We start from the raw sequence: 21,277 nt of genomic DNA on the forward strand, positions 1-21,277 counted from the left end.
AATGACCCACAAGCACATCGACTTCGCCTACTTCGGCCCAAAAAAGTTACACAGAAGCTGCTGAAAAAGCAGGTGCTCAGGCACTCGTTATGGAACTGAACAAACAAGGTCAGCCAGGCTACACCGGCATCATCATTGTTCGCAAAGATTCTGACATGAAAAAACTCGCCGACATCAAAGGCCACGTTTTCGCCTTCACAGATCCTAACTCCACCTCCGGCTACCTTGTTCCAAACGTACTATTTGCCCGCGACATGAACGTTAAGCCTAAAAACTTCTTCAAACAGGTCAAATTTTCCGGCTCTCACGGGGCTTCTATCCTCTCAGTAAAAAACAAAGGTGTTGAAGTAGCAGCCACAAACAATATCGATCTCGATCGCATGATTGAAAAAGGTCAGGTCTCCATGAATGACTTCCGCATTCTGTGGCGCTCAGAGCTTATCCCGGGTGCTCCAATGGCTGCTCGCAGCGACCTTCCTGAAAGCCTTAAAGCTGCCTTTGCAGGCGCAATGCTCATGTTCAACGCCGACAAAGCCGGTATCGAAAAATTACAGAACGGTGGCTACCAGTTCACCAACGACACTAGCTACGACATCGTGCGCTACTTAAAACGCCTGAAAAAAGAGCTCGCAGCCAAGTAGTCGACTGGCTAACTGGCTAACTAGCCAAGGCAACTGACAAAACCCTTTTTACTAGATTGAGACAAATCTGTGCATTGCAGGACGCAGGTAGAGCCAAGGCAAAACCAAACTTCCCCCTTGTATGAATGCTTGGCTCCCACAAGTCTCAACCGCCATGTGCAGGTTTGTTTCAATCTACGTTTTCAGTTCATGAAAGGAAGACAATGACAGATGTAACGTTAAATCAACTCACTCCTCGAAAATCCCTCGGACAGAAGGCACTTCTAGGAACCCTGAGTGTACTTTTTGTGGCAGTACTCTCCATCACCTATATCTGGTGTGGAATTGATCCCATAAAATTGTATGAAAAGCGTCAGAATGCTGCGGAATATCTTTTCGGACACGATGTAACAGCAAGCGACAAAGACGCTGCCATGGCACAGGCAAAGCGTCTTCCAGCCATTATCGTCCGCCAAGAAGCCATGACAGAGGTACGCAACAGGATGAAAGCATCCGGTAGTACGGATTTTACCGAGATGGCGCGCCAAGGAGATGAACTGGCTAAGCAGCGCATAGCGACTCTTGATCCAGTGACGCAGCAGGCCATTGTTGAAGAAGAATATGCACGAGTGCTTGATGAAAAACGCGGTGGGTTTTTCCCGCCGGAAATGCGCACAGGCCCCCTTCTTGAATACACAAAAGCACTTGTAGAAACACTTGCCATTGCTATTTGGGGAACACTGATCGCCTTTGTGGTATCCATTCCGGCATCCATGTTTGCAGCGCGAAATACACTAAAAATCATTATTCCGGGCAGCTCTCCGGTTCGAAAGAAACTGCGCCATACTATTCAGTTTTCCATGCGCCGCTTACTGGATTTTTGCCGAGGCTTTAACGAGTTCGTCATGGCGCTGATCTTCGTCGCCGTTATCGGTCTTGGCCCTTATGCAGGGGTGCTTGCACTGGCTATCCACTCTTTCGGCATCCTCAGCAAAGTGTTCAGTGAAGGCATTGAAGCCATTGAACCGGGACAGGTTGAAGCTGTTGAAGCCAGCGGTTCAAGTTCCATCCAGACCATTGCATTTTCAGTACTGCCGCAAATTATGCCCCTCATCGCCAGTTACAGCCTGCTCCGTTTTGAAACAAACGTCCGCAGTGCTACTATCCTCGGTTTTGTAGGCGCAGGCGGCCTTGGATTCCTTATCTTCGATAAACTCAACGGCTACCTGTATCGCGAAGTCTGCACCATGATGATTATGGTCATTCTTATGGTTACAGTAATCGACTATCTTTGCGGTAAAATTCGCAGGAAATTTGTCTAGCATGACACGCAACACACCAACAGAGCGCCTGATGCTAGTCAGAATCGATAACAAATTGAATCCGGTCGGCAGCCCATACGCAGACACTGTATTCAACGGGAGTCCCCTCGCTATCAATGTTAACGGACTCCACCACCATGACAGGACTATGACGACTCAATGTAAGAATACGCGCCTCTTCCGCATCTGCCACCTTCGCCATTATTCGGGTAGATTTTCGAACATAATCGGAAACACCGAGGGCATGGAAGGTTGCGGTAACAGACCGAGTCTCCGCGTAGATATCGGCAAAGGCGGGAAACCTCTCCTGCGGAAAATATTGTGTCGTGCAGCACAGCGGGTATGCATCCGCTCTGCCCACAGAACGCAACCGAACGAGGGATGCAGTGGGACGAAGACACAACGCTTTAGCGCAAACAGAATCCGCAGAAACCACATCATGCTTCAGCAATTCTTCGCTAGGAACCTTACTCTGCCGCAACAGGTTTTCACGAAACCGGACACGGCGGGCAAGGAAATATTCAAGCTTGTCCCTACGCGCAAATGCACCGCGCCCCTGTTCAACAACAATCAGCTCTTTACGTACCAATTCAGCCAGCGCCTGACGCACCGTATGGCGGTTCACATTAAACCTCTCCGCAAGCTGCTTCTCCGTAGGCAGCTTTTCTCCGGCAGGATACGCGCCTTCAAACAGTTCCTTCTCAAGCGCAGACTGAATCTGATGCCAAAGAGTCACCCCTTGTGCGCGAATAAGCTTTTGCCGCCCAGTTTCGTTTCCCTGATGTTTCATAATGCATTCTCCTTTATGCAAATTACTTGCGTAAGAGCGTAACTGTACACGCGATTCAAGGAGAACGTATGGCGATTTTGTTACAACAACTTGTTGAGTTATCTAGACAACTTTCACCCATTTGGAACAACTATGAACCAGATACCAATTGAAAATAGACAACATTGGATGAGCGTCCTTGCTCGTACGCCACTTGCAGATATCCAGGCTGCGTGGGGAACAGTATCAGATAAACCGGAATACACGTTCCTGCGTCAACCGGAGACGGGCTTAGTCATGATTCACGCTCGTACAAATGGCAGCGGCAGCCCCTTCAGCATGGGAGAAATGACACTCACCCGCTGTGCTGTGACAATAAACAACACTGTCGGGCACGCATACATTGCAGGGCGCGACAAGCACCATGCAGAACTGGCAGCAGTCTTTGACGGCCTGCTTCAAGACCCTACGCACAATGCGCTACTGACAGAAACCGTCATCGCACCACTTGAACAAAAGCTCACGGAGCAGCAGCAAATCAAAGCAAAGCAAGTTGCCTCCACCCGTGTAGACTTTTTCACCATGGTTCGCGGGGAGGACTAGCATGAACAGCCAACAGATTCTTTCCGGTTTCATTAATCCGGTACACAACAGCCAGCAATGGTATCGAGTCATTCTAGACGCCATGTCCCGACCGGGTAAGGTGTGTATCCCTGTATCCACGGAAGCATTCCCGCAGGCTCCAGAGTCTTGCAACAAAACTACAGCAGCCATTGCGCTCACTCTGTTCGATAATGACACCGCAATCTGGCTTCAATCTGAAGAAAAAAGTCTCCCGTGCTGGCTGAAGTTCCATTGCGGATGCGCACTTACAGACAAAGCAGAAGCTGCAACCTTTGCCCTGATTATTGACGGGAACAACCTACCGGATCTTACACTCTTTGCCATTGGCACTTCTGAATTCCCTGACAGGTCAACCACGCTAGTCATTCAGGTTGAATCCCTTGCAGAAGGTGACACCGTAGAACTTTCAGGGGCGGGAATAGCCACGACTACAACGTTGCGAATTTCAGGGCTTCATGAATCATTCTGGAAAACGCAGGCTGAAAACACGGCTCTATTTCCACAAGGTTTTGATACCATACTGGCAGCCCCCGACGGGGTCGCCTGCATTCCACGTACAACAACCATCCGGAGGCAGAAACCATGTATGTAGCTGTCAAAGGCGGCGAGAAAGCCATCGCCAACGCCCATCAATACCTTGCTGCGGAACGACGTGGTGACACAGCGCTTCCGGAGCTTACCGTTTCACAAATTAAAGAGCAGATGCGTCTGGCTGTCGACAGAGTCATGACAGAAGGCTCTCTGTATGATCTTGATCTGGCAGCCCTTGCGCTCAAGCAATCGCGTGGTGACAGCATCGAAGCAATATTTTTGCTCCGTGCTTACCGCACCACCCTGCCGCGCTTCTATACATCCACCCCGCTCAACACATCTGCAATGCAGATTACACGCCGCATTTCAGCAGCGTTCAAAGATATGCCGGGCGGGCAAATGCTCGGGCCTACATTCGACTACACGCATCGCCTTCTGGACTTCAGCCTTGCTGATGATGCAACGCACAATGAATTTCCACCACCAACTAGCATCGAAGAAGTTTCAACAAACCCGAATGAAGAGACACCACGCATTCTAGACTTCCTCCAAAGTGACGGACTCGTGGAAGGTGTCGGCGATACTGAATCGAGCCAAGTTGGAGACATAACCCGCGAACCATTGGAACTGCCTGCTGGTCGAGATATCAGATTACAAAAGCTCACACGAGCAGATGAAGGCTTTGTGCTGGCAATGGGCTACTCGACCCAACGTGGCTTTAAAAACTCCGGTGGTCATCCCTTTGCGGGAGAAATTCGCTCAGGGAGCGTAGCAGTTGAAATTATTCCTGAAGAGTTGGGCTTTCCCATCACAATCGGGGACATCACTGTTACCGAAAGCGAGATTGTTTCCATTTACGACGGGTCGGAAGAAACGCCGCCGCAGTTCTCACGCGGCTACGGTATCACCTTCGGCAGTGGAGAGCGAAAAGCTATTTCCATGGCACTTGTTGATCGGGCGCTGCGTTGTAACGAATTGAAGGAAGACATCATTGCCCCTGCGCAGGACGAAGAGTTTGTTCTTATGCACAGTGACAACATCGAAGCAACTGGTTTTGTAGAGCACTTAAAGCTGCCGCACCATGTTGATTTTCAGAGTGAGTTGGACATCCTGCGCCGCTTACGAAGCAACTGGACAGCTAACAAAGCCAAACGCGAAGCCACAGAAATGGCGGCATCACAAACGCAATCTCAGGTGTCACAACAGACATCATCAAAAGCGTCAGCAGAAGATTCAGCAAAGCCATCCCAGCATGAGCCACCTCAGGTTCCAGCGCAGACTGTCCCGCACTCAGATCAATATAAAAACCCCGCTGTAAAAGGGGCTGCATAATGACACACACAACAAATCACGCTTCAAAATCTGCATCTGATCTAACATTGACAAAGCAAATGTTGATAAAACAAGAATTAAAAAAATGAAACGCCGCCCCTTCAAGAAGTGACGGAAAATTCTCAGCCCAAACAGCCACCGCTTGAACAAGGCTACAACTTTGCGTTCCTCGACGAACAGACAAAACGAATGGTACGCCGCGCCACTTTGAAAGCCGTAGCAATCCCCGGATATCAGGTTCCGTTTGCTAGCAGAGAAATGCCGATGCCGTATGGATGGGGAACCGGAGGCATTCAACTTACTGCATCCATAATCGGAAAGCAGGACACGCTAAAAGTTACCGATCAGGGTGCGGACGATACAACAAATGCTGTTTCTATCCGCAGCTTTTTTCAGCGAACAACCGGTGTTGTAACTACTGAAGAAACGGCTGACGCTACCCTCATTCAAACCCGACATCGCATTCCTGAACAACAGCTGACAGAAGATCAAATTCTCATCTACCAAGTGCCTATTCCAGAACCGCTACGTTGGATGGAGCCACGCGAAATGGAAACACGGAAAATGCATGCTCACGAAGAATACGGCGTCATGCACGTTAAGTTGTACGAGGATATTGCACACCACGGACACATTGCCACAAGCTTTGATTATCCCGTGCAGGTTGCTGATCGCTATATTATGAGTCCATCTCCTATCCCGAAATTCGACAACCCGAAAATGCACAACAGTCCAGCGCTGCAAGTTTTCGGTGCAGGACGCGAGCAGAGAATCTACGCAATACCGCCCTACACAAAGGTGCACAGTCTCGATTTTGAAGATCACCCGTTCACTGTACAATCGTGGGACGAAGTATGCGGACTCTGCGGCGCAGAAGACAGTTACCTTGATGAAATCATCCTCGATAATGCAGGGAACCGAATGTTTGTTTGCTCCGACAGTGACTATTGCCAGAAGCGACTCGCAGCAGGCCATGTTGGGGCAATGTCAGCGCCAACACCTTCCCCCGCCGCAACGACCACCGACACAAACAAGGAGTTGAAGAATGCATAACCTTCGTTCCATCTCCACTACCGACGCAAACATTCAAGCCGCTGCAGTTTCGAACACGCTTCTTGAAACAGAAGAACAGCCGCTCCTTTCCGTTGAAGGACTCAGCAAATATTACGGCGACAGAGCGGGCTGCCTGAATGTTTCTTTTGACCTCTATCCCGGTGAAATTATCGGCATCGTAGGTGAATCCGGTTCAGGAAAATCCACACTGCTTAACTGCATTTCAGGAAGGCTCAGCCCCACGTACGGTGCTGTGAATTACCTGCAAAAAAGTGGCGACCTGTGCGATATTCATTCTGCACCCGAACATCTCAGGCGTATGCTTATGCGTACAGAATGGGGCTACGTACATCAGCATCCACGCGACGGCCTCCGCAACAATGTCAGCGCAGGCGCTAACATCGGGGAACGCCTCATGGGTGTGGGAATGCGCCATTACGGCAACATTCGTTCAAAGGCTTCAACATGGCTTGATCGAGTTGAAATTTCTCAAGACAGAATGGACGACCTGCCGAGAACATTTTCCGGCGGCATGCAGCAACGATTGCAGATTGCCCGCAACCTTGTTTCCAACCCGCGCCTTATCTTTATGGATGAACCGACAGGCGGGCTGGATGTTTCTGTGCAGGCACGACTTCTCGATCTTCTACGAGAGCTTGTGGCAGATATGGGACTTGCGGTTGTTATCGTGACGCATGACCTCGCCGTGGCGCGAATACTGGCTCATCGGCTCATGGTTATGCGCGGCGGACACGTGGTGGAATCCGGCTTAACTGATCAGGTCCTTGATGATCCGCATCACGACTACACGCAACTTCTGGTGTCCTCAATCTTACAAGTCTAGCTGCTTGCCCGACTAGATCTGGCTACATCTGGCTACACCTGACTAAAGTTGATTATGTCTGGTGAATATAGAATCTGTTGAACGGCACGCTATCTTGGACATGAAACGCCATACCACTAAGGCCGTATCATCACCGTTAACCTTTCGACATAAAAATACAGGAAAATGACGTATGACTGTCATGATCGATGTACAAAACGCGTGTAAAAATTTCGTATTACATAACCAAAATGGAACCACTATTTCTGTTTTCGAAAATCTGTCTCTACAAGTTCACGCAGGAGAATGCGTTGCACTTTACGGGCAATCCGGTGCGGGTAAATCCACACTGCTTCGCTCGTTATACGCAAACTACAAACCAATTTCCGGTGCAATAAACATTCGCCATCGTGAACAAATGATCGACATAGTCTCTGCGCCTCCACGAAAAGTGCTGGAAATGCGAAAGCACTCTATCGGATATGTAAGCCAGTTTTTACGGGTTATCCCCCGCGTTTCTGCTGTAAATATTGTAGCAGGCGCACGAAAAGAACTTACGGGGAACATGGACGATGCTTTGGAAAAAGCAGGCACTTTGCTCAAACGGCTGAATATTCCTGAACGCTTGTGGAATGTTGCACCAGCAACCTTTTCCGGCGGGGAACAGCAACGAGTGAACATAGCACGAGGCTTTGCGGTAGAGTATCCGATCCTTTTACTAGATGAACCGACAGCATCGCTGGATGCTGCAAACAGGCAGATTGTAGTGGACTTGATTAAAGAAGCCAAAGCGAACGGTACAGCCGTTGTGGGTATTTTCCATGACGACGAAGTGCGCGAAGCTGTGGCAGACCGTGTGATTGACATGCAATCTATGGAGCACGCTGCATGACACAAGAAGTAATTTTCACCAACGCCCAAGTGGTTACTCCGCAGGAAACCATCTTCGGCACCGTGGTTGTCCGAGACGAAGTTATCGTTGCCATCGACGAAGGTAAATCCAACGTCGGCAGCACCTGTGAATGCGAAAGCAGTCTCGTACGCGATGTACAGGGGGATTATCTTATCCCCGGATTAATTGAGATGCATACAGACCATCTGGAAACCCAGTTTCAACCCCGCCCGGGGGTACTGTGGCCTTCCTCTCTTGCGGCACTTGTAGCCCACGACACGCAAGTTGTGGGTTCCGGCATTACAACAGTGCTGGACTCAATCTGCTGCGGCCAACTGAACGAAGGCAAAATGCGACATACGCTTCTCGACATGTCCATTTCTGCCATTCGGGATGCTCGCACAAAGGATATTCTTCGCGCAGACCATCAAATCCACCTGCGCTGCGAAATTTGCGACCCGCACGTTATGGAAATGTTTGAGCCATACGTGAACGAGGAAAATTTGCGCCTTGTATCACTTATGGATCACACTCCGGGACAACGTCAGTTCTGCGACTACATCAAGTACCGCGAATACTACAAATGCCTCGACTGGAGTGATGAACAGTTCCAGACGCTAGTTACCCAGTTAAAGGACGAGCAGGAAAGCAACGCAGCAAAAAACCGCGCCATACTTCTTGCCATGTGCCACCGCCGTAATATTCCAATGGCAAGCCACGACGATACTACGGTAGAACATGTAGAAGAAGCTGTTCGCGAAGGGCTGACAATTTCCGAATTCCCTACGACGCTGGAAGCAGCGCGCAAAGCACGTGAGGAAGGGTTAGGAATCGTCATGGGCGCACCGAACGTCGTGCGCGGCGGCTCCCATTCCGGTAATGTCTCTGCACGAGAACTTGCTGAAGAAGGATTGCTGGACATCCTCTCCTCTGACTATGTCCCCGCAAGCCTGCTTCACGGTGCTTTCATGCTCAACGAGACACTGGACATCCCGCTGCACGAGGCGCTTGCCACGGTTACCAGTAATCCGGCTCGCCTGCTTAATCTCGATGACAGAGGCGAACTTTCTGTTGGAAAACGTGCAGACATTGTACGTGTAAAATCTATAGACTCGGTACCTGTCGTACGCACCGTATGGCGCGGCGGCAAACGCCTTTTATAAAACTCATGCCTGCTATTCGCTTTCCGCATACAACGGAAGGTGAATAGCGCACAAGGATGACGCAATGACTGCCCGTTACGCAATCTACTACACTCCTCCGCGTAATTCGCTTTTAGAATCAGCAGGAGCTCTCTGGCTGGGGCGCACAGCACTCCGTTATGGACAAATTCCCAAGGAAATCCCTGAAGGATTTTTCAAACAAGAATATTATCAAATTATTGAATCTCCACGCTGGTACGGTTTTCACGGAACAATACGTGCTCCGTTTGAACTCGCAGAAAATTGCACGCCTGAGCAATTTACAAAGGACGTTAAACAGATCTGCGCCGACCATGCACCCTTTGCCTTTTCCGGCCTTGCTATAAACTGTTTTGGTGGATTTTTAGCCCTCACTCCTACTGCTGGATATCTTGAACTTGTAAAACTTCACTCAGACCTAGTTCGCAAGCTCGACGATCTACGCGCTCCACTCGCTAGCTTCGATCTGAAACGGCATCTTGATAAAAAATTATCTGAGCGGCAGGAACGGCTCTTACGTCGTTTCGGCTACCCTTTTGTGCTGGAAGAATATCGATTCCACATGACCCTCACCGGCACAATCGACGACAGGGTACGACGCGCCTACAAAGAAAAACTTGAACACATACTTAATCCATATCTCACTCAACCGGTTCCCGTAAACGAGGTTACCATTTACATGCAGCCAGATAGAAAGACCCCGTTTGTAGAATACGCACGCGTTCCATTAACTGGAGTAAGTGAGGAATAAAATGGCAGGTACACTTTTTTATCTTATGGGACCTTCCGGAGTCGGCAAGGATACGCTTCTCAACACACTTCGTTCACGTTTAGAAGACAAGCCGGTTATCGTGGCACATAGATACATTACCCGCCCTGTCACACCTACTGGCGAAAACCATGTGGCGCTTTCCAAAAAAGAATTTCACCGCATGTTGCTTGCAAACAGCTTTGCCCTGCACTGGCACAGCCACGAACGTAATTACGGCATCGGGATAGAAATCAACAACTGGCTGACTCAGGACATCTCTGTCGTTATCAACGGTTCCCGCGCCTATCTTCCTCAAGCACGCGAAGAGTACCCTGCACTGCAACCAGTGCTCATTACCGCACCGGAAGATATTATCGCAGAACGTCTCTACAGGCGGGAGCGCGAAACAGAAGCAGAAATCATTCAACGGTTGCGTCAAAACACAGAGCTAAATGCCACCTGTTCCGCTGGTTCCGACAGTGGACGGCAAACCGCCATTGTCATGAACGACAGCACCATTGAATCGGCTGTTGACCAACTGCACACAATTATCTGCAACGAAAAACTCCCCCAAACCGCATAAGTCTGGGGGAGTTTTTTCTTATCAAATTGTAGAAAAGAACGGCACGCTCCCGTGCTCTGCATTTCGTCGATACAGTAGAGTTCGTACAGCCTGCTTAGTCCTCAGACGGAGCCATAAAGATCTCACGGATAAAGGTGTGCAACTCGCCCTCTGAATCAAAGTAAGCAGGAACTGCAAACGGGCTCATATAGCATTCACGCAGCAGCCCTTCACTCATTTCAGGAATGTCCTCAACCTGTATCATCTCCGGCTCAGGAACCGTTCCAATCTGCTGGCACAAGTTTACAACGGCATCCCGTAATCCATATGCTTTATCCCACTCTGTTGCGCCAGCAATTCCCAGTTGGTCTGCCATCTTCGACATCTTCTCCGGTGCCTTTTCCGCATACATGGTCAAAACAGGCGGCAAGCCAATGGCACACGCCAAGCCATGAGGTATTCCATAAAATGCACCTAATTGATGCGCCAGAGCATGAACCCAGCCAACACTTGCCCTTGTTATGGCGAGTCCCGCCAAGTGGGATGCCTCTGCCATTTTTTGTCTGACAACCAGATCAGAGGCTCCATCACCAACGGCATGGGGTAGAAATTCAAAGATAAGCTTTGTCGCATCAATGCTACGCTGCTCTGACTCCGGCGTTGCAAAGCCACTCAAATATGCTTCAATAGCATGAGTTAGCGCATCCATGCCTGTTGCTGCTGTTAACGTGGAAGGAATCCCAAGCATCAAGCGCGGATCGAGCACCACCAAATCTGGGATCAAAGCTGTACTGATAACTTGTTTTTTCTGGTGGGTATCATCTTCTGAAATTATTGAAGCAATTGTTGCCTCAGAGCCGGTTCCAGCAGTTGTAGGAATCGCGACAAAGAAAGCGCCCTTCTTGCGTATCTTAAACATGCCTGTGGTTTTTCGTGGGTTGTATCCATTCTGCGCACAGGTGTTTATCACTTTAGCAGCATCCATTGAAGACCCGCCGCCAATAGTAATTACAGAATCAAAACGATGGCTCATACAAGCGGCTATGCCTTCTTCCACAACGTTGAAAGTTGGGTCTGGCGTAACACCATTAAAAAGGTAGTAGTCGACATTTGCGTCTTCCAGCGCGTCAGTCAATAAATCGAACTCTGGGCGCTTGCTGAAATTTTTACCCGTAATAATAACAGGACGATTAACCTTTTTCTTTTGTAAAACGGTAACCATTTCAGACATGCAATGATCACCACTAAGCTGCTGTGCTATCGGAATAGGCAAGAATTTAAAAACAGGCTTTGCCAGTTTTGCATACTGCTTAAACAAAGTTCTTTTTATTTTAAACGTATCTGTTTTCATACTATTCCCTTTTACTTCTCATCACGCATGGCTACCGAACCATCATGTTGTATATCTTATTGAAAAAGGTTCCATAAGGTGGATACAACAAGCGTGTCTGCGCAAATCTGGACTGATAAAAAACGGGACGCAGTTTTGTGAATTCTAAGAAACCTTCGTATCCGTGATACTGCCCCATTCCCGAATGCCCGACGCCACCAAACGGCATATCATGCTGCAACACGTGCAAGCCGCAGTCGTTAATTGAAACTCCGCCGGACAGTGTTGAATACAACACCTTATCAACCAACGCTTTATCATTAGAATAGAGATACAAAGCTAACGGGCGTTGGCGTGCATTGATATAGTCCAACACTTCGTCAATAGAATCGTAGGTGATAATAGGCATAATCGGACCAAAAATTTCTTCATTAAGTAATGCCAGATCATCATCCGTTTCTGCTTCAACAAACATCGGCATAAATTTTCGTGCGCTTTCATCAAACCTCTCTCCCGTCAGCAGATCGTGCACATCACACCCTTTTCCTTCTGCTTCATGGACATATGCTTGCAAACGCAGGAACGCCTTTTCATCTATGATCGAGGTATAGTTCGGATCACGTATACTCGAATACCGCTTCTTCATTATCTTTTGAGCGGTGCGGATAACCTCTTCAGCCTTCGAACTGTGTACAAAAAGATAATCTGGAGAAATGCATGTTTGCCCTGCATTCAAATATTTTAGAAACAGAATTCGTTTAAGCGCCAGTTTCGTAGAGAAATCTTTATCAATAATAGTTGGCGACTTGCCGCCGAGTTCCAGCGTCACAGGAGTTAAGTTGTTTGCAGCCGCACTCATCACTTGCTTGCCGGTAATGGCTGAGCCTGTGAAAATAAGGTGATCAAACGGCAACGCTGAAAATACGCGTGCAGAAGCATTCGGCAGGAACGCAATCACATCTTCTGAGAAATATCTTTTAAACAGCGGTTCAAGAACGTTTTTTTAAATGCTCAGAGTTAGAAGCCATTTTCAACATACAACGGTTTCCTGCTGCAATCGCTGACGTCAAAGGCCCAAAGCTTAAGAAAATAGGATAATTCCAAGGCGTAACAATTCCGACCACACCTTTAGGCTGAGGGATAACGCGACTTTTCCCCGGTTTAAACCATATGCCTGTCGATCTTCTTTGAGGTTTCATCCATTTTTTTAAATGACGCACGGCATCATCAATGTTTGAAACAGATCCGTATATTTCCGCAAGTTTGGTTTCCTGTTCCGGTCTATTACCAAAATCTTTATTTATCGCCTGTGCTATCTCAAGCTGATGGACAACCAACAACTTACGCAGGGCACGCAAATGCCGTATTCTTTCATCATACGGCATGAATGGCTCAATATTCACAGCATCTTGCATTATTCTAAGGTGCTGTTCCAACAACTCTGTAGGTTCAATTAACCTTAAGCTTTGATCCTGCGACATTACTACCTCATAGTTTCATATGTACGAAGTCTTCACCAATCCATCCCGTAAACTTTTCGATTCTCGCCTCTAAAATACACAGACTCTCGATTCAACGCATCATATGTAATTAGATAATCACGCCGCCTTGTACTTTTCCAATAAGAACTCCCCCAAACCACGTAGGCTTGGGGGAGTTCTATTTCTGCTATCTTCAACCGAGGCTTCGTAGAGACACGGGCTAAGCCTTCACGCAAAGCGTTTTGAAATACTTATGCCCGCCCTTCTCAAAGCGTTCGACGCCATGAATATCACTCTCGTACCCCGGGAAGTGATTTTCGAATGCTTCCCGAGTTTTCAAATAATCTAAAATAGGCTGTGCCGCACTATCCACTATCTCACCGCCCATAAGAATCGGGATTCCCGGAGGATACGGAACAAGCATAACAGCAGCCACATGGTTAGGCAGTTCTTTCAGCGTTACATACTCTACATTTTTCTTAACCACTTGCTGATAGGCATCAGAAGGCTTCATGATCTGATTCGGGATAATTTCGAATGCATCATGCATTTTACCCAGCAAGTTATGCTCTTTGTAATACGCATGAATTTTATCGCAATGATCCCGTAATCCTAATTCCTTGTATGCATGCGGGTACTGCTTTACGAGATCTGGAAAGACCACAGCCATCGGCATGTTATGATCATAGCATTCTTTAAATTTAAGCAACGCAGTCAACAGAGTCCCCTGCTTGGCCTTTGTTGTGCCTATAGAATTAAGAAGCAGGAACGAATAGTAATCTGTTTTTTCACACACAATTCCATGACGGATTAAATAGTCCGTCACGATCATTGCCGGTATGCCCGTACGCTGATAAGTGCCGTCTGTGTTTAACCCAGGTGTGGTTATCGTCAACTTAATAGGGTCAAGCATTACGAAGTTGTCTTCTATATCATCAAAACCATGCCAGTTGTTTTTAGCCTCCAGAACCCACGGTTCCTGCGTTGTGCTCAAGTACGTTGCCGGAACCTGTGTAAACGGCACAAGGGTATGTTCAAACTCAACCTTTTCCGGTTGCCACATGGAGAAAAACCAACTGTCATTATCTTTCATTTCATCAGCAATGCAGGCTATTTTTTGTCGAAGCACCACGGCATCATGGATGCAATCTGCAAGCAAAATTTCTCCGCTGTCTTCCATTATCTTTGTCGCAACATCCAGTGATGCAATCATGCTGTACTGAGGAGATGTAGAGCCATGCATCATGTACGATTCGTTCATTTCTGTCTGGTCTATCTCCACATGACTGCCATGCTTAACATGCAACATGGACGACTGGGAAAATGCTGTAAGTAATTTGTGAGTAGATTGAGAACAGAAGATTGGCGGGTGTTGTTTATGCGGTGTTTCAGCCATCCCGAAATGATTTTCGTATATAGGGTGGAACTTCGCATAGGCATACCATGCTTCATCAAAATGCATATTCTTTACGTTCTTTTCCAACTGCTCTTTGATGGTAGACACGTTGTAGCACATGCCATCGTATGTAGAATTGGTAAGAGCGGACATGACAGGAACAGCTGCTTTTTTAGCATCAGGAATAATCGTACTTTTCTTAATACTTTTTTGGATTGTACTTTTGCTGAATTCTGTAAGTCTGCACGGACCAATAATACCAAGATGATTACGACGCGGCTGCATGTACACAGGATAGATATCTGTAATGACCATGGAATAGTTAAGCGACTTGTGACAATTACGGTCAACAACGGCTATGTCATCACGCACAGCCTGAGAACGCCAGATTATCTGGTTGGCATTGGATGTTCCGTTGAGCACATAATATGTAAAATCTGCGCCGAAGGTTTTTGCTGAATTACGCTCTGCATCACCAACAACACCATCATGATCAAGTAACGATCCAAGCTCCGGTACAGAAATCGACAAGTCTGCACGGAATACATTTTCGCCAAAAAATTTATACATCCCAATCCCAGCGGGACTTTTCAAAAAGCCTTCGCCCCCCATATGTCCGGGAGTATGCCATGCGTACTTATATGCCTCTGCATATTGTACCAGCGTTGAAAAAAACACAGGATTGATGCGCTTAATATATTCAAGCAGCAAGGTTTCAATTCTACCCGCAAGAAAATCTACCGTGTCCACATGCTTCCATAACACTTCATCAAGCATACCAAGCAATTCTGTAGAAACGTTCCCCTGTGCCGCTTTATCAGTCAGCAGGCAAACCGGCACACTCTTGTTTCTGGTACGAATCTCTTTCAACAACGCTTCAGGTGTTCCACATAGCACTTTAGACATGGGCTCTCTTTTAATATCCCAGTCTATGACTATGACTCCAATATCAGCACGACTATGCACAATATTCGCTGCATCTTCGTAGCAGTATGCTCGAAGCACGCTACAATTCTGTTCTGAAACCAACGCCTGCTCTAGTTCCCGAACTCTGTTCCCTGCATCGTTCTTCACATCAAAAAGGCTGGAGACAATAAGTATCGGCCAATCTTCTTTAGTAAGTTTCATTCAGCTCTCCTACTTTCAACAACGTATATTGGATTCTGATTTATTTTGATTGTATGGCAAAAACCAACACGTACCCGGCAAGGGCACCCATCACGCACGCAATTACAAGCCACAATTCTGCAAAGTTTGCTGATTCAAAAGCAGACAATATGAAAATGGATGAAAGCGAAACTATCGTAATATCAAAATAGGAGTGCTTGCCTGTCTCAAACCCTTTCTTAATAAGGGCAATGCCAGACCAGAAGTACGGGAACAATACGAGAAGGACGGAGATGGTTACTGTCAGATTAAATGCCACAGCAATATTACTGCCTAAAAACATAAGCCCAAGCTCAACAAGCGTCATAATGGCTGCATTAACCAACAGCCCACGGCTGCCTACATTGTACTTGTTGGTGTACGAATATATTTTAGGCAAAAACCCCTTATCCGCACTCGTTTTCGCAGCACTAACAACAGAGATATTCCACACAAGAAAACTGGAAAGACAGGCAATCGCCATCACAATCGATGACAACTGACCAAGCAGTTCCGAATTAAAAATATGTGCAATGGATAATGAAAATGAAGCTGGCTGATTCTGGATAACTTTGGCGGTGAACATTCCTTCAATCACAGTTGTGGAGACAATATACAGTATCGCAACAATGACGAACCCGACGATTGTGGCGATTGGTACATTTCTTTTAGGATTGTTCACATGTTCATAGTTGTTCGCAACTGCCTCAACCCCAACATAGGAAAAAAGAAGCACCGCAAAACCGGAAAGAACAGCCTTGCCCGGAGGCAGGTTAGTCACATTCCAATTCTGTTCAAACAGATGAACATCAAACGAGAACCAGCCTAAAAAAGCTGTCAGAAAGACTGATAAAAGAAGGACGGTAACGGAGCAGGAGACAACAAGTGTAACGAACTTGGCTCCGCGTAAGGAAAGGAGTGTAAACACCCAGATGAGGCAGATAACAACGATCCCCAGTACAATGGGATGATTCAGCGAGGGAACAAAGTATGTGATGTAGCCGAGTCCGGCGATGAGGATGGAAACGTTGGAAATGAGGTTTGAATATACGTAGAACAGCCCGCTTTTTGCGCCCAGAATGGGATTCACATACGTGGACAGTCCTGTTGGGCTGGGATCATCAAACAATGCCCCTGCCCTCACATACACCAACGTCAGGCATAACGCCCCTGCTGTTACAAGCAGGAACGAGAGCAAGGTAATTGAGCCGATGGCTGCCAGCTGCTGCGGCAGAGCGATCACTCCGCTCCCCGCAAGACTGGCAACAATAAAAAATATAGCTCCGACAAGACCAAGCTTGTGTTTAGATGCTTCCATGGCGAGCCCTTTATGAATAAAAAATCTTTCTACAGATTTCTGATTCTACGGCACCAAAGAATTTACATCCTTTATTACTGAAGTTCGTTGGCTCATCCGTTTTATGAATAAGCTCTGGTTGGTAAACGTACTCAGAACACCTAGCTCAAGCGTTCAACATCGATAAAGTCAGGAGTAATGGTATGCACTTTAAACTCGTGCCCTTTAATCGTAATTATCGGTGTTCCAAGAGGTACAGAAATAGGCTTTCTATTGATAACACGCGGTCTGCTGCCACCTTTAAGTGTTCGCACTTCAAAGTGAACAGCCATACCCTCTTTCTTCACAAATCTGATGACATAATGTGTTTCAGATGACGGTATAACTTTACTTCGAGTAATATGTTTAAAGGTAACATCAGCAGGCTTTACTGTTGCGACAAGCTTTTTGTACACATTCGGCTTGCTTGTCGGCATGAAAAAGTCTTTTGAAAGACGTCCACTTTTATCCGGAACAGCAAAAACCGTATCAAGCAGCAAAACATCTCCTGTAAGGGAAGAGGTCAACAGCTCGTATGTGACATTTGAATAACCGGCAATGGTTGTGTCTATTTCAGCAGCAGTAGATATAACTGGGTTGCTGAGTCTGATGGTAAAATCTTTATTAGGACTCATTTTAGGTAAAATGAGAACCTCTTCATTATACTGAAGCACGCGTAAGATATCGCCACCTGCGACAACAGTTTCGCGTTGACCAACTTTCATTGTCTGCGAGTTCGTTTTACGAATGCTATTTTTTTGCGGGATTTCAGCCAAATCAACACGCATCATAACTTCGCCAGCAGCAAGCTTGGGAGGAGAAGGTTTCGCCACGACAATTTGAGGTGGTGGAGTTGCGCCAGACTGAGAAGACGCCGTTTGAAAATTAGCGCACCCTGTAACAATAAATGAACATGCTATAAAAAGACATGCATACAGGGAATGTCGCCAGCTTTTATGAACCAAAATTATCCATTGCATACTGTACCCGTTCTTTTTCGGAGTGCAAATTGTGGTGTGCTGCCTCAACCTTGTCTAATCTGCTCTGTAAGCCTGTTTTGTTTGCAACTTGAATTGCCAGCCCGGGACGGGCATTCAATTCCAGAATCAACGGCCCAAGGTCTTTATCGAGCACAATATCAACACCAAGGTATCCAAGGCCTGTCACTGAGTATCCTAACGATGACTGTCGAAGTAATTCTTCCCAACCTGGAATTAGCACACCTGAAATAGGCTGCAAGGTATCCGGATGTGATGCATGGTTATTATTTTTCCACACAGCATGGGTTGTTTTTCCGGTACGAATGTCGATGCCACAGCCCATAGCCCCTTGGTGAAGGTTTGCTTTACCGTCGGACTCACGGGTGGGCAATCGCAACATTGCCATAACCGGTACACCCTTATACACAATGATGCGAATATCAGGAACACCTTGATATGCTATTCCTTTAAATATCGGATCAAACTTTACACAATATTCTACTAAAGCCTTATCAGGCATGCCGCCAAGGCTGTGCATGCCGCTAAGGATGTTTGATATATGGAAATGAATCTCCTCTGTGGAAACAAAAGAGTCATCCGGTTTCAAGAAATGAGAACCGAGTTTTCCGGTGATTACCAAAATCCCGTTACCACCGGCACCGCGCGCAGGCTTAATTACAAACGAGTCGAGGTTTTCCAACATCGCTGGTAATTGCTTTAATTCATGCGGCGCACGGAACACGCCGTACATTTCCGGAACATTTAGTCCGGCATCTTGCGTGAGACGCTTAGTCGTCTCCTTATCATCCACAAGAGGATACAATTTACGCGGATTATGAGGCAGCACATAGGCTCCATTGCGGGCGTTCATGCCCACAATGCCATGTGCTTTTAATTTTTTAAAGAAACTGAACATAGGCTACCCTCTCAGAAATGTGCGGAAGCGAACCAAATCTAGCAGACGATAACCAGTGTATCGACCCAATAGAACAGTAAGCGCCAGCAGCACTAAAAAGAGTTCGGGGAACACGAAGAAAAGATGTTCCACGTAGCTGTTTGTCATAACAAGATACGCAAGCACAGCAACAGCCATAGAAGCTACAGCCTGTTGAATTGCTTTTCCTGCGCCCATTTCGTCCCACATCACTGAGATACGTTCAATGGTCATACTCAAAATAACCATCGGGAACAGGCTTACAGACACACCACGCGGAATGCCAAGCTTGAAGCACACAACGCTGATTCCTGCCATAAGCAAGACAACGGTGATTAAAACACAGGCTAGGCGCGGAACAAGCAGCAGTTTTAGATGCTCCAAATACAAACGCACACCAAGACCAAGCATAATAACCACTGAGAACATTCCAACGCCCCAAAGCAGCTGCGTTTCCCTGAAAGAAAGAGCAATCAAAACAGGCATAAACGTACCAAAGGTACTAAACCCGATGACGTTTCTCAAGAATACCAAAAGAATGGCACCAATCGGGATAAGCAAAATGACTCTGTAGGTAGCTTGTGCCTGAACTGGCAGACTAAATAGCGAGTAGTCAAAGAATGTCGGATGGGTGGTTTCAATGCGATCCACAACGTTCTTCATGGCGTCAATAGCATCAGGAACTACAGAAAGTGAAACTTGTAAATCTTTACCACCTGTAATTTCAGCCAGCGGCGCATCTCCGCGCCACCAAGGCACAAATTTCACCGGCGTACTGAACACACCTTTTGCGACATCAAACATATGCCATGCACCGTCTTGATACAGTTCAAGCCAATGGCTGATACGCGCATCGCTGGATGTTCCAAGCGTGATGCCATGTACTGACTGCGCGGGGATACCGGCAAGGTGCAGTAATCGAACGGCAACATTAACTATGCCGCGGCTATTTTTTGCATTGCGCAGAAGATAGGCAGCATTGGAATTCTTTTTCGGATTCTGCAATTCCTGCATAAGAAGAGGAACAAAAGATTCCATATCAGCAGATTCTTTACCAATTCTGGAAATAAGTGCATTGGCAGCAACACCTTCCGCTTCAGCAAATTGCGGATCACGAAGTTCCGGAATATCCTGCGGAGGGCTCCATGTCGGGAATTCATCTGAAGATTCAGGACGAAGTACCGCAGAATAAATAAGATCCTGCTTTCCGTCTGCTAAACGCTTTGACCAGATTACTACGGAGTTCTGATCATAGGCTTCATTAGTCAGTTTTTCGTCTGTAATTTTTTGGCTGACGCGTTGGCGTCCGTACCCTGCACCAATAAAAAATTCATCCGTAACGGCAAATCCGGAGACACGGTTAAGCGTCTGGAGCACTACCTTTACGGGGCTGTCTTTTCCGTCAAAAGCGACATGAGCCTCCACATTCCATGCGGATGTTTTTTCAGCAGGAACCAGCGGGAATCCCAACACAAAAACTTTGTAACTAAAAACGCCGAGCCCGATTGCCAGCAATATACCGACAAGCAGCTTTAACTGTAATTTATTCATTAAATTTGATCCGAGAAGATAAGAATAGTTAGCACATTGGCGCTAAAAATAGCACCAGCACTAAGGAGTGTCAGGTTTACCAAATCGATACCGTTGTGAGGAATCAATCAGCAAACCCTTACGCAAATCCTTGCGACCGATGAGGAGTTTGTAGGCAAAATTAGTTCTGTCCGTCAGGTTGATTTGAGCATCAATTACTTTAGATGCAATGCGGATTTGTGCCGCAATTACAGGTCGTAAATCAATCCCTGAAGGACGTTTTTTTACCCGAACGGTACGTATGTACGGACAGGTAATACGCCGTGATTCACCGTGACTATCAAAACTGGTGAAGGTTACTTTTTTTCTTTTTTTTATTAATCACAATATCTGTGGCGTGAAAAGAAGTGCTATCTGCACCGGTATCAAGCTTTGCATCAACTTCGATAGGAAGCATTTGACCACAAATGCTAATGGAAGCAGTTTCTACGTATCCTGCAATAAGCTTATTTTTTTTCGTGGATTCAGTCGCGGCAGAAGCTACTGCCAGAACATTCTCTTGAGAGGAAATTGAGGAGGATACATTTTCTTGGAACTCAGCAAAGGCTGTTGTGGTGTTAAATATAAGCAAAATCGCCAGGCACCATGTATAGTACATAATTACATCCTGTATAAGATTACAGC

At 46.9% G+C, this 21,277-nt stretch carries 22 protein-coding genes; 11 read left to right on the top strand and 11 right to left on the bottom strand.

The features are described 5' to 3' along the window. The first annotated feature begins 89 nt into the window (after positions 1 to 89). The gene (gene phnD / locus MKHDV_RS16640) at positions 90 to 641 is read left to right on the top strand and encodes a phosphate/phosphite/phosphonate ABC transporter substrate-binding protein (protein ID WP_254060503.1); all 552 of its coding nucleotides are present in this window, start codon (positions 90 to 92) and stop codon (positions 639 to 641) included. 203 nt (positions 642 to 844) lie between these two features. Further along, on the top strand, positions 845 to 1,942 hold the full coding sequence (phnE, locus tag MKHDV_RS16645; RefSeq protein ID WP_160717307.1) for a phosphonate ABC transporter, permease protein PhnE: 1,098 nt from the start codon (positions 845 to 847) through the stop codon (positions 1,940 to 1,942). Positions 1,943 to 1,976: 34 nt separating this feature from the next. Here phnE and phnF read toward each other — a convergent pair whose 3' ends face one another. Further along, the gene (gene phnF, locus MKHDV_RS16650) at positions 1,977 to 2,732 is read right to left on the bottom strand and encodes a phosphonate metabolism transcriptional regulator PhnF (protein WP_160717309.1); all 756 of its coding nucleotides are present in this window, start codon (positions 2,730 to 2,732) and stop codon (positions 1,977 to 1,979) included. A 132-nt stretch (positions 2,733 to 2,864) separates the two neighbouring features. On the opposite strand from phnF, the gene phnG reads away from it, so the two are divergent. From phnG to phnN, 9 genes are all read left to right on the top strand, one after another. Next, positions 2,865 to 3,314 carry a phosphonate C-P lyase system protein PhnG gene (gene phnG / locus MKHDV_RS16655; RefSeq protein ID WP_160717311.1) on the top strand — a complete coding sequence of 150 codons (450 nt, stop codon included), beginning with the start codon at positions 2,865 to 2,867 and terminating at the stop codon, positions 3,312 to 3,314. 1 nt (position 3,315) lies between these two features. Further along, positions 3,316 to 3,927, top strand: a complete 612-nt coding sequence (gene phnH / locus MKHDV_RS16660; RefSeq protein ID WP_160717313.1) for a phosphonate C-P lyase system protein PhnH — start codon at positions 3,316 to 3,318, stop codon at positions 3,925 to 3,927. Continuing rightward, entirely contained in the window at positions 3,918 to 5,198 is a 1,281-nt protein-coding gene (locus tag MKHDV_RS16665; RefSeq protein WP_160717315.1) for a carbon-phosphorus lyase complex subunit PhnI, read from the top strand. The genes phnH and MKHDV_RS16665 overlap by 10 nt, the downstream gene beginning before the upstream one ends. Before the next feature lie 108 nt (positions 5,199 to 5,306). After that, a complete protein-coding gene (locus MKHDV_RS16670) occupies positions 5,307 to 6,251 on the top strand; it encodes an alpha-D-ribose 1-methylphosphonate 5-phosphate C-P-lyase PhnJ (protein WP_256370015.1) in 945 nt (314 codons plus the stop codon). Further along, positions 6,244 to 7,095 (top strand): phosphonate C-P lyase system protein PhnK, encoded by an 852-nt coding sequence (gene phnK, locus MKHDV_RS16675; RefSeq protein WP_160717317.1) that lies wholly within the window; start codon positions 6,244 to 6,246, stop codon positions 7,093 to 7,095. Before MKHDV_RS16670 ends, phnK begins: the two co-directional genes overlap by 8 nt. Before the next feature lie 172 nt (positions 7,096 to 7,267). Beyond that, a complete protein-coding gene (gene phnL / locus MKHDV_RS16680) occupies positions 7,268 to 7,966 on the top strand; it encodes a phosphonate C-P lyase system protein PhnL (RefSeq protein WP_160717319.1) in 699 nt (232 codons plus the stop codon). Continuing rightward, on the top strand, positions 7,963 to 9,129 hold the full coding sequence (locus MKHDV_RS16685; protein WP_160717321.1) for an alpha-D-ribose 1-methylphosphonate 5-triphosphate diphosphatase: 1,167 nt from the start codon (positions 7,963 to 7,965) through the stop codon (positions 9,127 to 9,129). The genes phnL and MKHDV_RS16685 overlap by 4 nt, the downstream gene beginning before the upstream one ends. A gap of 64 nt (positions 9,130 to 9,193) precedes the next feature. Continuing rightward, a complete protein-coding gene (locus tag MKHDV_RS16690; RefSeq protein WP_160717323.1) occupies positions 9,194 to 9,898 on the top strand; it encodes a DUF1045 domain-containing protein in 705 nt (234 codons plus the stop codon). A gap of 1 nt (position 9,899) precedes the next feature. Further along, the gene (gene phnN / locus MKHDV_RS16695) at positions 9,900 to 10,481 is read left to right on the top strand and encodes a phosphonate metabolism protein/1,5-bisphosphokinase (PRPP-forming) PhnN (protein WP_160717325.1); all 582 of its coding nucleotides are present in this window, start codon (positions 9,900 to 9,902) and stop codon (positions 10,479 to 10,481) included. A 94-nt stretch (positions 10,482 to 10,575) separates the two neighbouring features. Here phnN and MKHDV_RS16700 read toward each other — a convergent pair whose 3' ends face one another. The 10 genes from MKHDV_RS16700 to MKHDV_RS19010 all read right to left on the bottom strand — a co-directional run bounded on the left by MKHDV_RS16700 (position 10,576) and on the right by MKHDV_RS19010 (position 21,251). Continuing rightward, a complete protein-coding gene (locus MKHDV_RS16700; RefSeq protein ID WP_160717327.1) occupies positions 10,576 to 11,811 on the bottom strand; it encodes an iron-containing alcohol dehydrogenase in 1,236 nt (411 codons plus the stop codon). Positions 11,812 to 11,842: 31 nt separating this feature from the next. Next, positions 11,843 to 12,748, bottom strand: a complete 906-nt coding sequence (locus MKHDV_RS16705; RefSeq protein ID WP_160717329.1) for an aldehyde dehydrogenase family protein — start codon at positions 12,746 to 12,748, stop codon at positions 11,843 to 11,845. A 31-nt stretch (positions 12,749 to 12,779) separates the two neighbouring features. Beyond that, positions 12,780 to 13,271: an aldehyde dehydrogenase family protein gene (locus MKHDV_RS16710; protein WP_160717331.1), complete on the bottom strand. Its 492-nt coding sequence runs from the start codon at positions 13,269 to 13,271 to the stop codon at positions 12,780 to 12,782. A 220-nt stretch (positions 13,272 to 13,491) separates the two neighbouring features. After that, positions 13,492 to 15,795 (bottom strand): Orn/Lys/Arg decarboxylase N-terminal domain-containing protein, encoded by a 2,304-nt coding sequence (locus MKHDV_RS16715; protein WP_160717333.1) that lies wholly within the window; start codon positions 15,793 to 15,795, stop codon positions 13,492 to 13,494. 40 nt (positions 15,796 to 15,835) lie between these two features. Then, a complete protein-coding gene (locus MKHDV_RS16720) occupies positions 15,836 to 17,131 on the bottom strand; it encodes an amino acid permease (protein WP_160717335.1) in 1,296 nt (431 codons plus the stop codon). Between the two features lie 140 nt (positions 17,132 to 17,271). Continuing rightward, complete coding sequence (locus MKHDV_RS16725) at positions 17,272 to 18,129, bottom strand: hypothetical protein (RefSeq protein ID WP_216846950.1); 858 nt, start codon at positions 18,127 to 18,129, stop codon at positions 17,272 to 17,274. Beyond that, positions 18,104 to 19,045, bottom strand: coding sequence for an alpha-L-glutamate ligase-like protein (locus MKHDV_RS16730; RefSeq protein ID WP_160717339.1), 942 nt, complete (start codon positions 19,043 to 19,045; stop codon positions 18,104 to 18,106). The genes MKHDV_RS16725 and MKHDV_RS16730 overlap by 26 nt, the downstream gene beginning before the upstream one ends. A gap of 3 nt (positions 19,046 to 19,048) precedes the next feature. Then, the gene (locus MKHDV_RS16735; protein WP_160717341.1) at positions 19,049 to 20,614 is read right to left on the bottom strand and encodes a UUP1 family membrane protein; all 1,566 of its coding nucleotides are present in this window, start codon (positions 20,612 to 20,614) and stop codon (positions 19,049 to 19,051) included. 60 nt (positions 20,615 to 20,674) lie between these two features. After that, positions 20,675 to 20,971, bottom strand: a complete 297-nt coding sequence (locus MKHDV_RS19005; RefSeq protein WP_371416040.1) for a RimK/LysX family protein — start codon at positions 20,969 to 20,971, stop codon at positions 20,675 to 20,677. Further along, positions 20,934 to 21,251, bottom strand: coding sequence for a hypothetical protein (locus MKHDV_RS19010; RefSeq protein WP_254060504.1), 318 nt, complete (start codon positions 21,249 to 21,251; stop codon positions 20,934 to 20,936). Before MKHDV_RS19010 ends, MKHDV_RS19005 begins: the two co-directional genes overlap by 38 nt. Positions 21,252 to 21,277 lie beyond the last annotated feature (26 nt).

It is taken from the genome of Halodesulfovibrio sp. MK-HDV, assembly GCF_009914765.1.
Taxonomy (GTDB): Bacteria; Desulfobacterota; Desulfovibrionia; order Desulfovibrionales; family Desulfovibrionaceae; genus Halodesulfovibrio.

Excerpts from the sequence above, each read along its gene's own strand:
- phnD (WP_254060503.1), top strand. The coding sequence starts at position 90 with ATGGAACTGAACAAACAAGGTCAGCCAGGCTACACCGGCATCATCATT.
- phnE (WP_160717307.1), top strand. The coding sequence starts at position 845 with ATGACAGATGTAACGTTAAATCAACTCACTCCTCGAAAATCCCTCGGA.
- phnF (WP_160717309.1), bottom strand. The coding sequence starts at position 2,732 with ATGAAACATCAGGGAAACGAAACTGGGCGGCAAAAGCTTATTCGCGCA.
- phnG (WP_160717311.1), top strand. The coding sequence starts at position 2,865 with ATGAACCAGATACCAATTGAAAATAGACAACATTGGATGAGCGTCCTT.
- phnH (WP_160717313.1), top strand. The coding sequence starts at position 3,316 with ATGAACAGCCAACAGATTCTTTCCGGTTTCATTAATCCGGTACACAAC.
- MKHDV_RS16665 (WP_160717315.1), top strand. The coding sequence starts at position 3,918 with ATGTATGTAGCTGTCAAAGGCGGCGAGAAAGCCATCGCCAACGCCCAT.
- phnK (WP_160717317.1), top strand. The coding sequence starts at position 6,244 with ATGCATAACCTTCGTTCCATCTCCACTACCGACGCAAACATTCAAGCC.
- phnL (WP_160717319.1), top strand. The coding sequence starts at position 7,268 with ATGACTGTCATGATCGATGTACAAAACGCGTGTAAAAATTTCGTATTA.
- MKHDV_RS16685 (WP_160717321.1), top strand. The coding sequence starts at position 7,963 with ATGACACAAGAAGTAATTTTCACCAACGCCCAAGTGGTTACTCCGCAG.
- MKHDV_RS16690 (WP_160717323.1), top strand. The coding sequence starts at position 9,194 with ATGACTGCCCGTTACGCAATCTACTACACTCCTCCGCGTAATTCGCTT.
- phnN (WP_160717325.1), top strand. The coding sequence starts at position 9,900 with ATGGCAGGTACACTTTTTTATCTTATGGGACCTTCCGGAGTCGGCAAG.
- MKHDV_RS16700 (WP_160717327.1), bottom strand. The coding sequence starts at position 11,811 with ATGAAAACAGATACGTTTAAAATAAAAAGAACTTTGTTTAAGCAGTAT.
- MKHDV_RS16710 (WP_160717331.1), bottom strand. The coding sequence starts at position 13,271 with ATGTCGCAGGATCAAAGCTTAAGGTTAATTGAACCTACAGAGTTGTTG.
- MKHDV_RS16715 (WP_160717333.1), bottom strand. The coding sequence starts at position 15,795 with ATGAAACTTACTAAAGAAGATTGGCCGATACTTATTGTCTCCAGCCTT.
- MKHDV_RS16720 (WP_160717335.1), bottom strand. The coding sequence starts at position 17,131 with ATGGAAGCATCTAAACACAAGCTTGGTCTTGTCGGAGCTATATTTTTT.
- MKHDV_RS16725 (WP_216846950.1), bottom strand. The coding sequence starts at position 18,129 with ATGCAATGGATAATTTTGGTTCATAAAAGCTGGCGACATTCCCTGTAT.
- MKHDV_RS16730 (WP_160717339.1), bottom strand. The coding sequence starts at position 19,045 with ATGTTCAGTTTCTTTAAAAAATTAAAAGCACATGGCATTGTGGGCATG.
- MKHDV_RS16735 (WP_160717341.1), bottom strand. The coding sequence starts at position 20,614 with ATGAATAAATTACAGTTAAAGCTGCTTGTCGGTATATTGCTGGCAATC.
- MKHDV_RS19010 (WP_254060504.1), bottom strand. The coding sequence starts at position 21,251 with ATGTACTATACATGGTGCCTGGCGATTTTGCTTATATTTAACACCACA.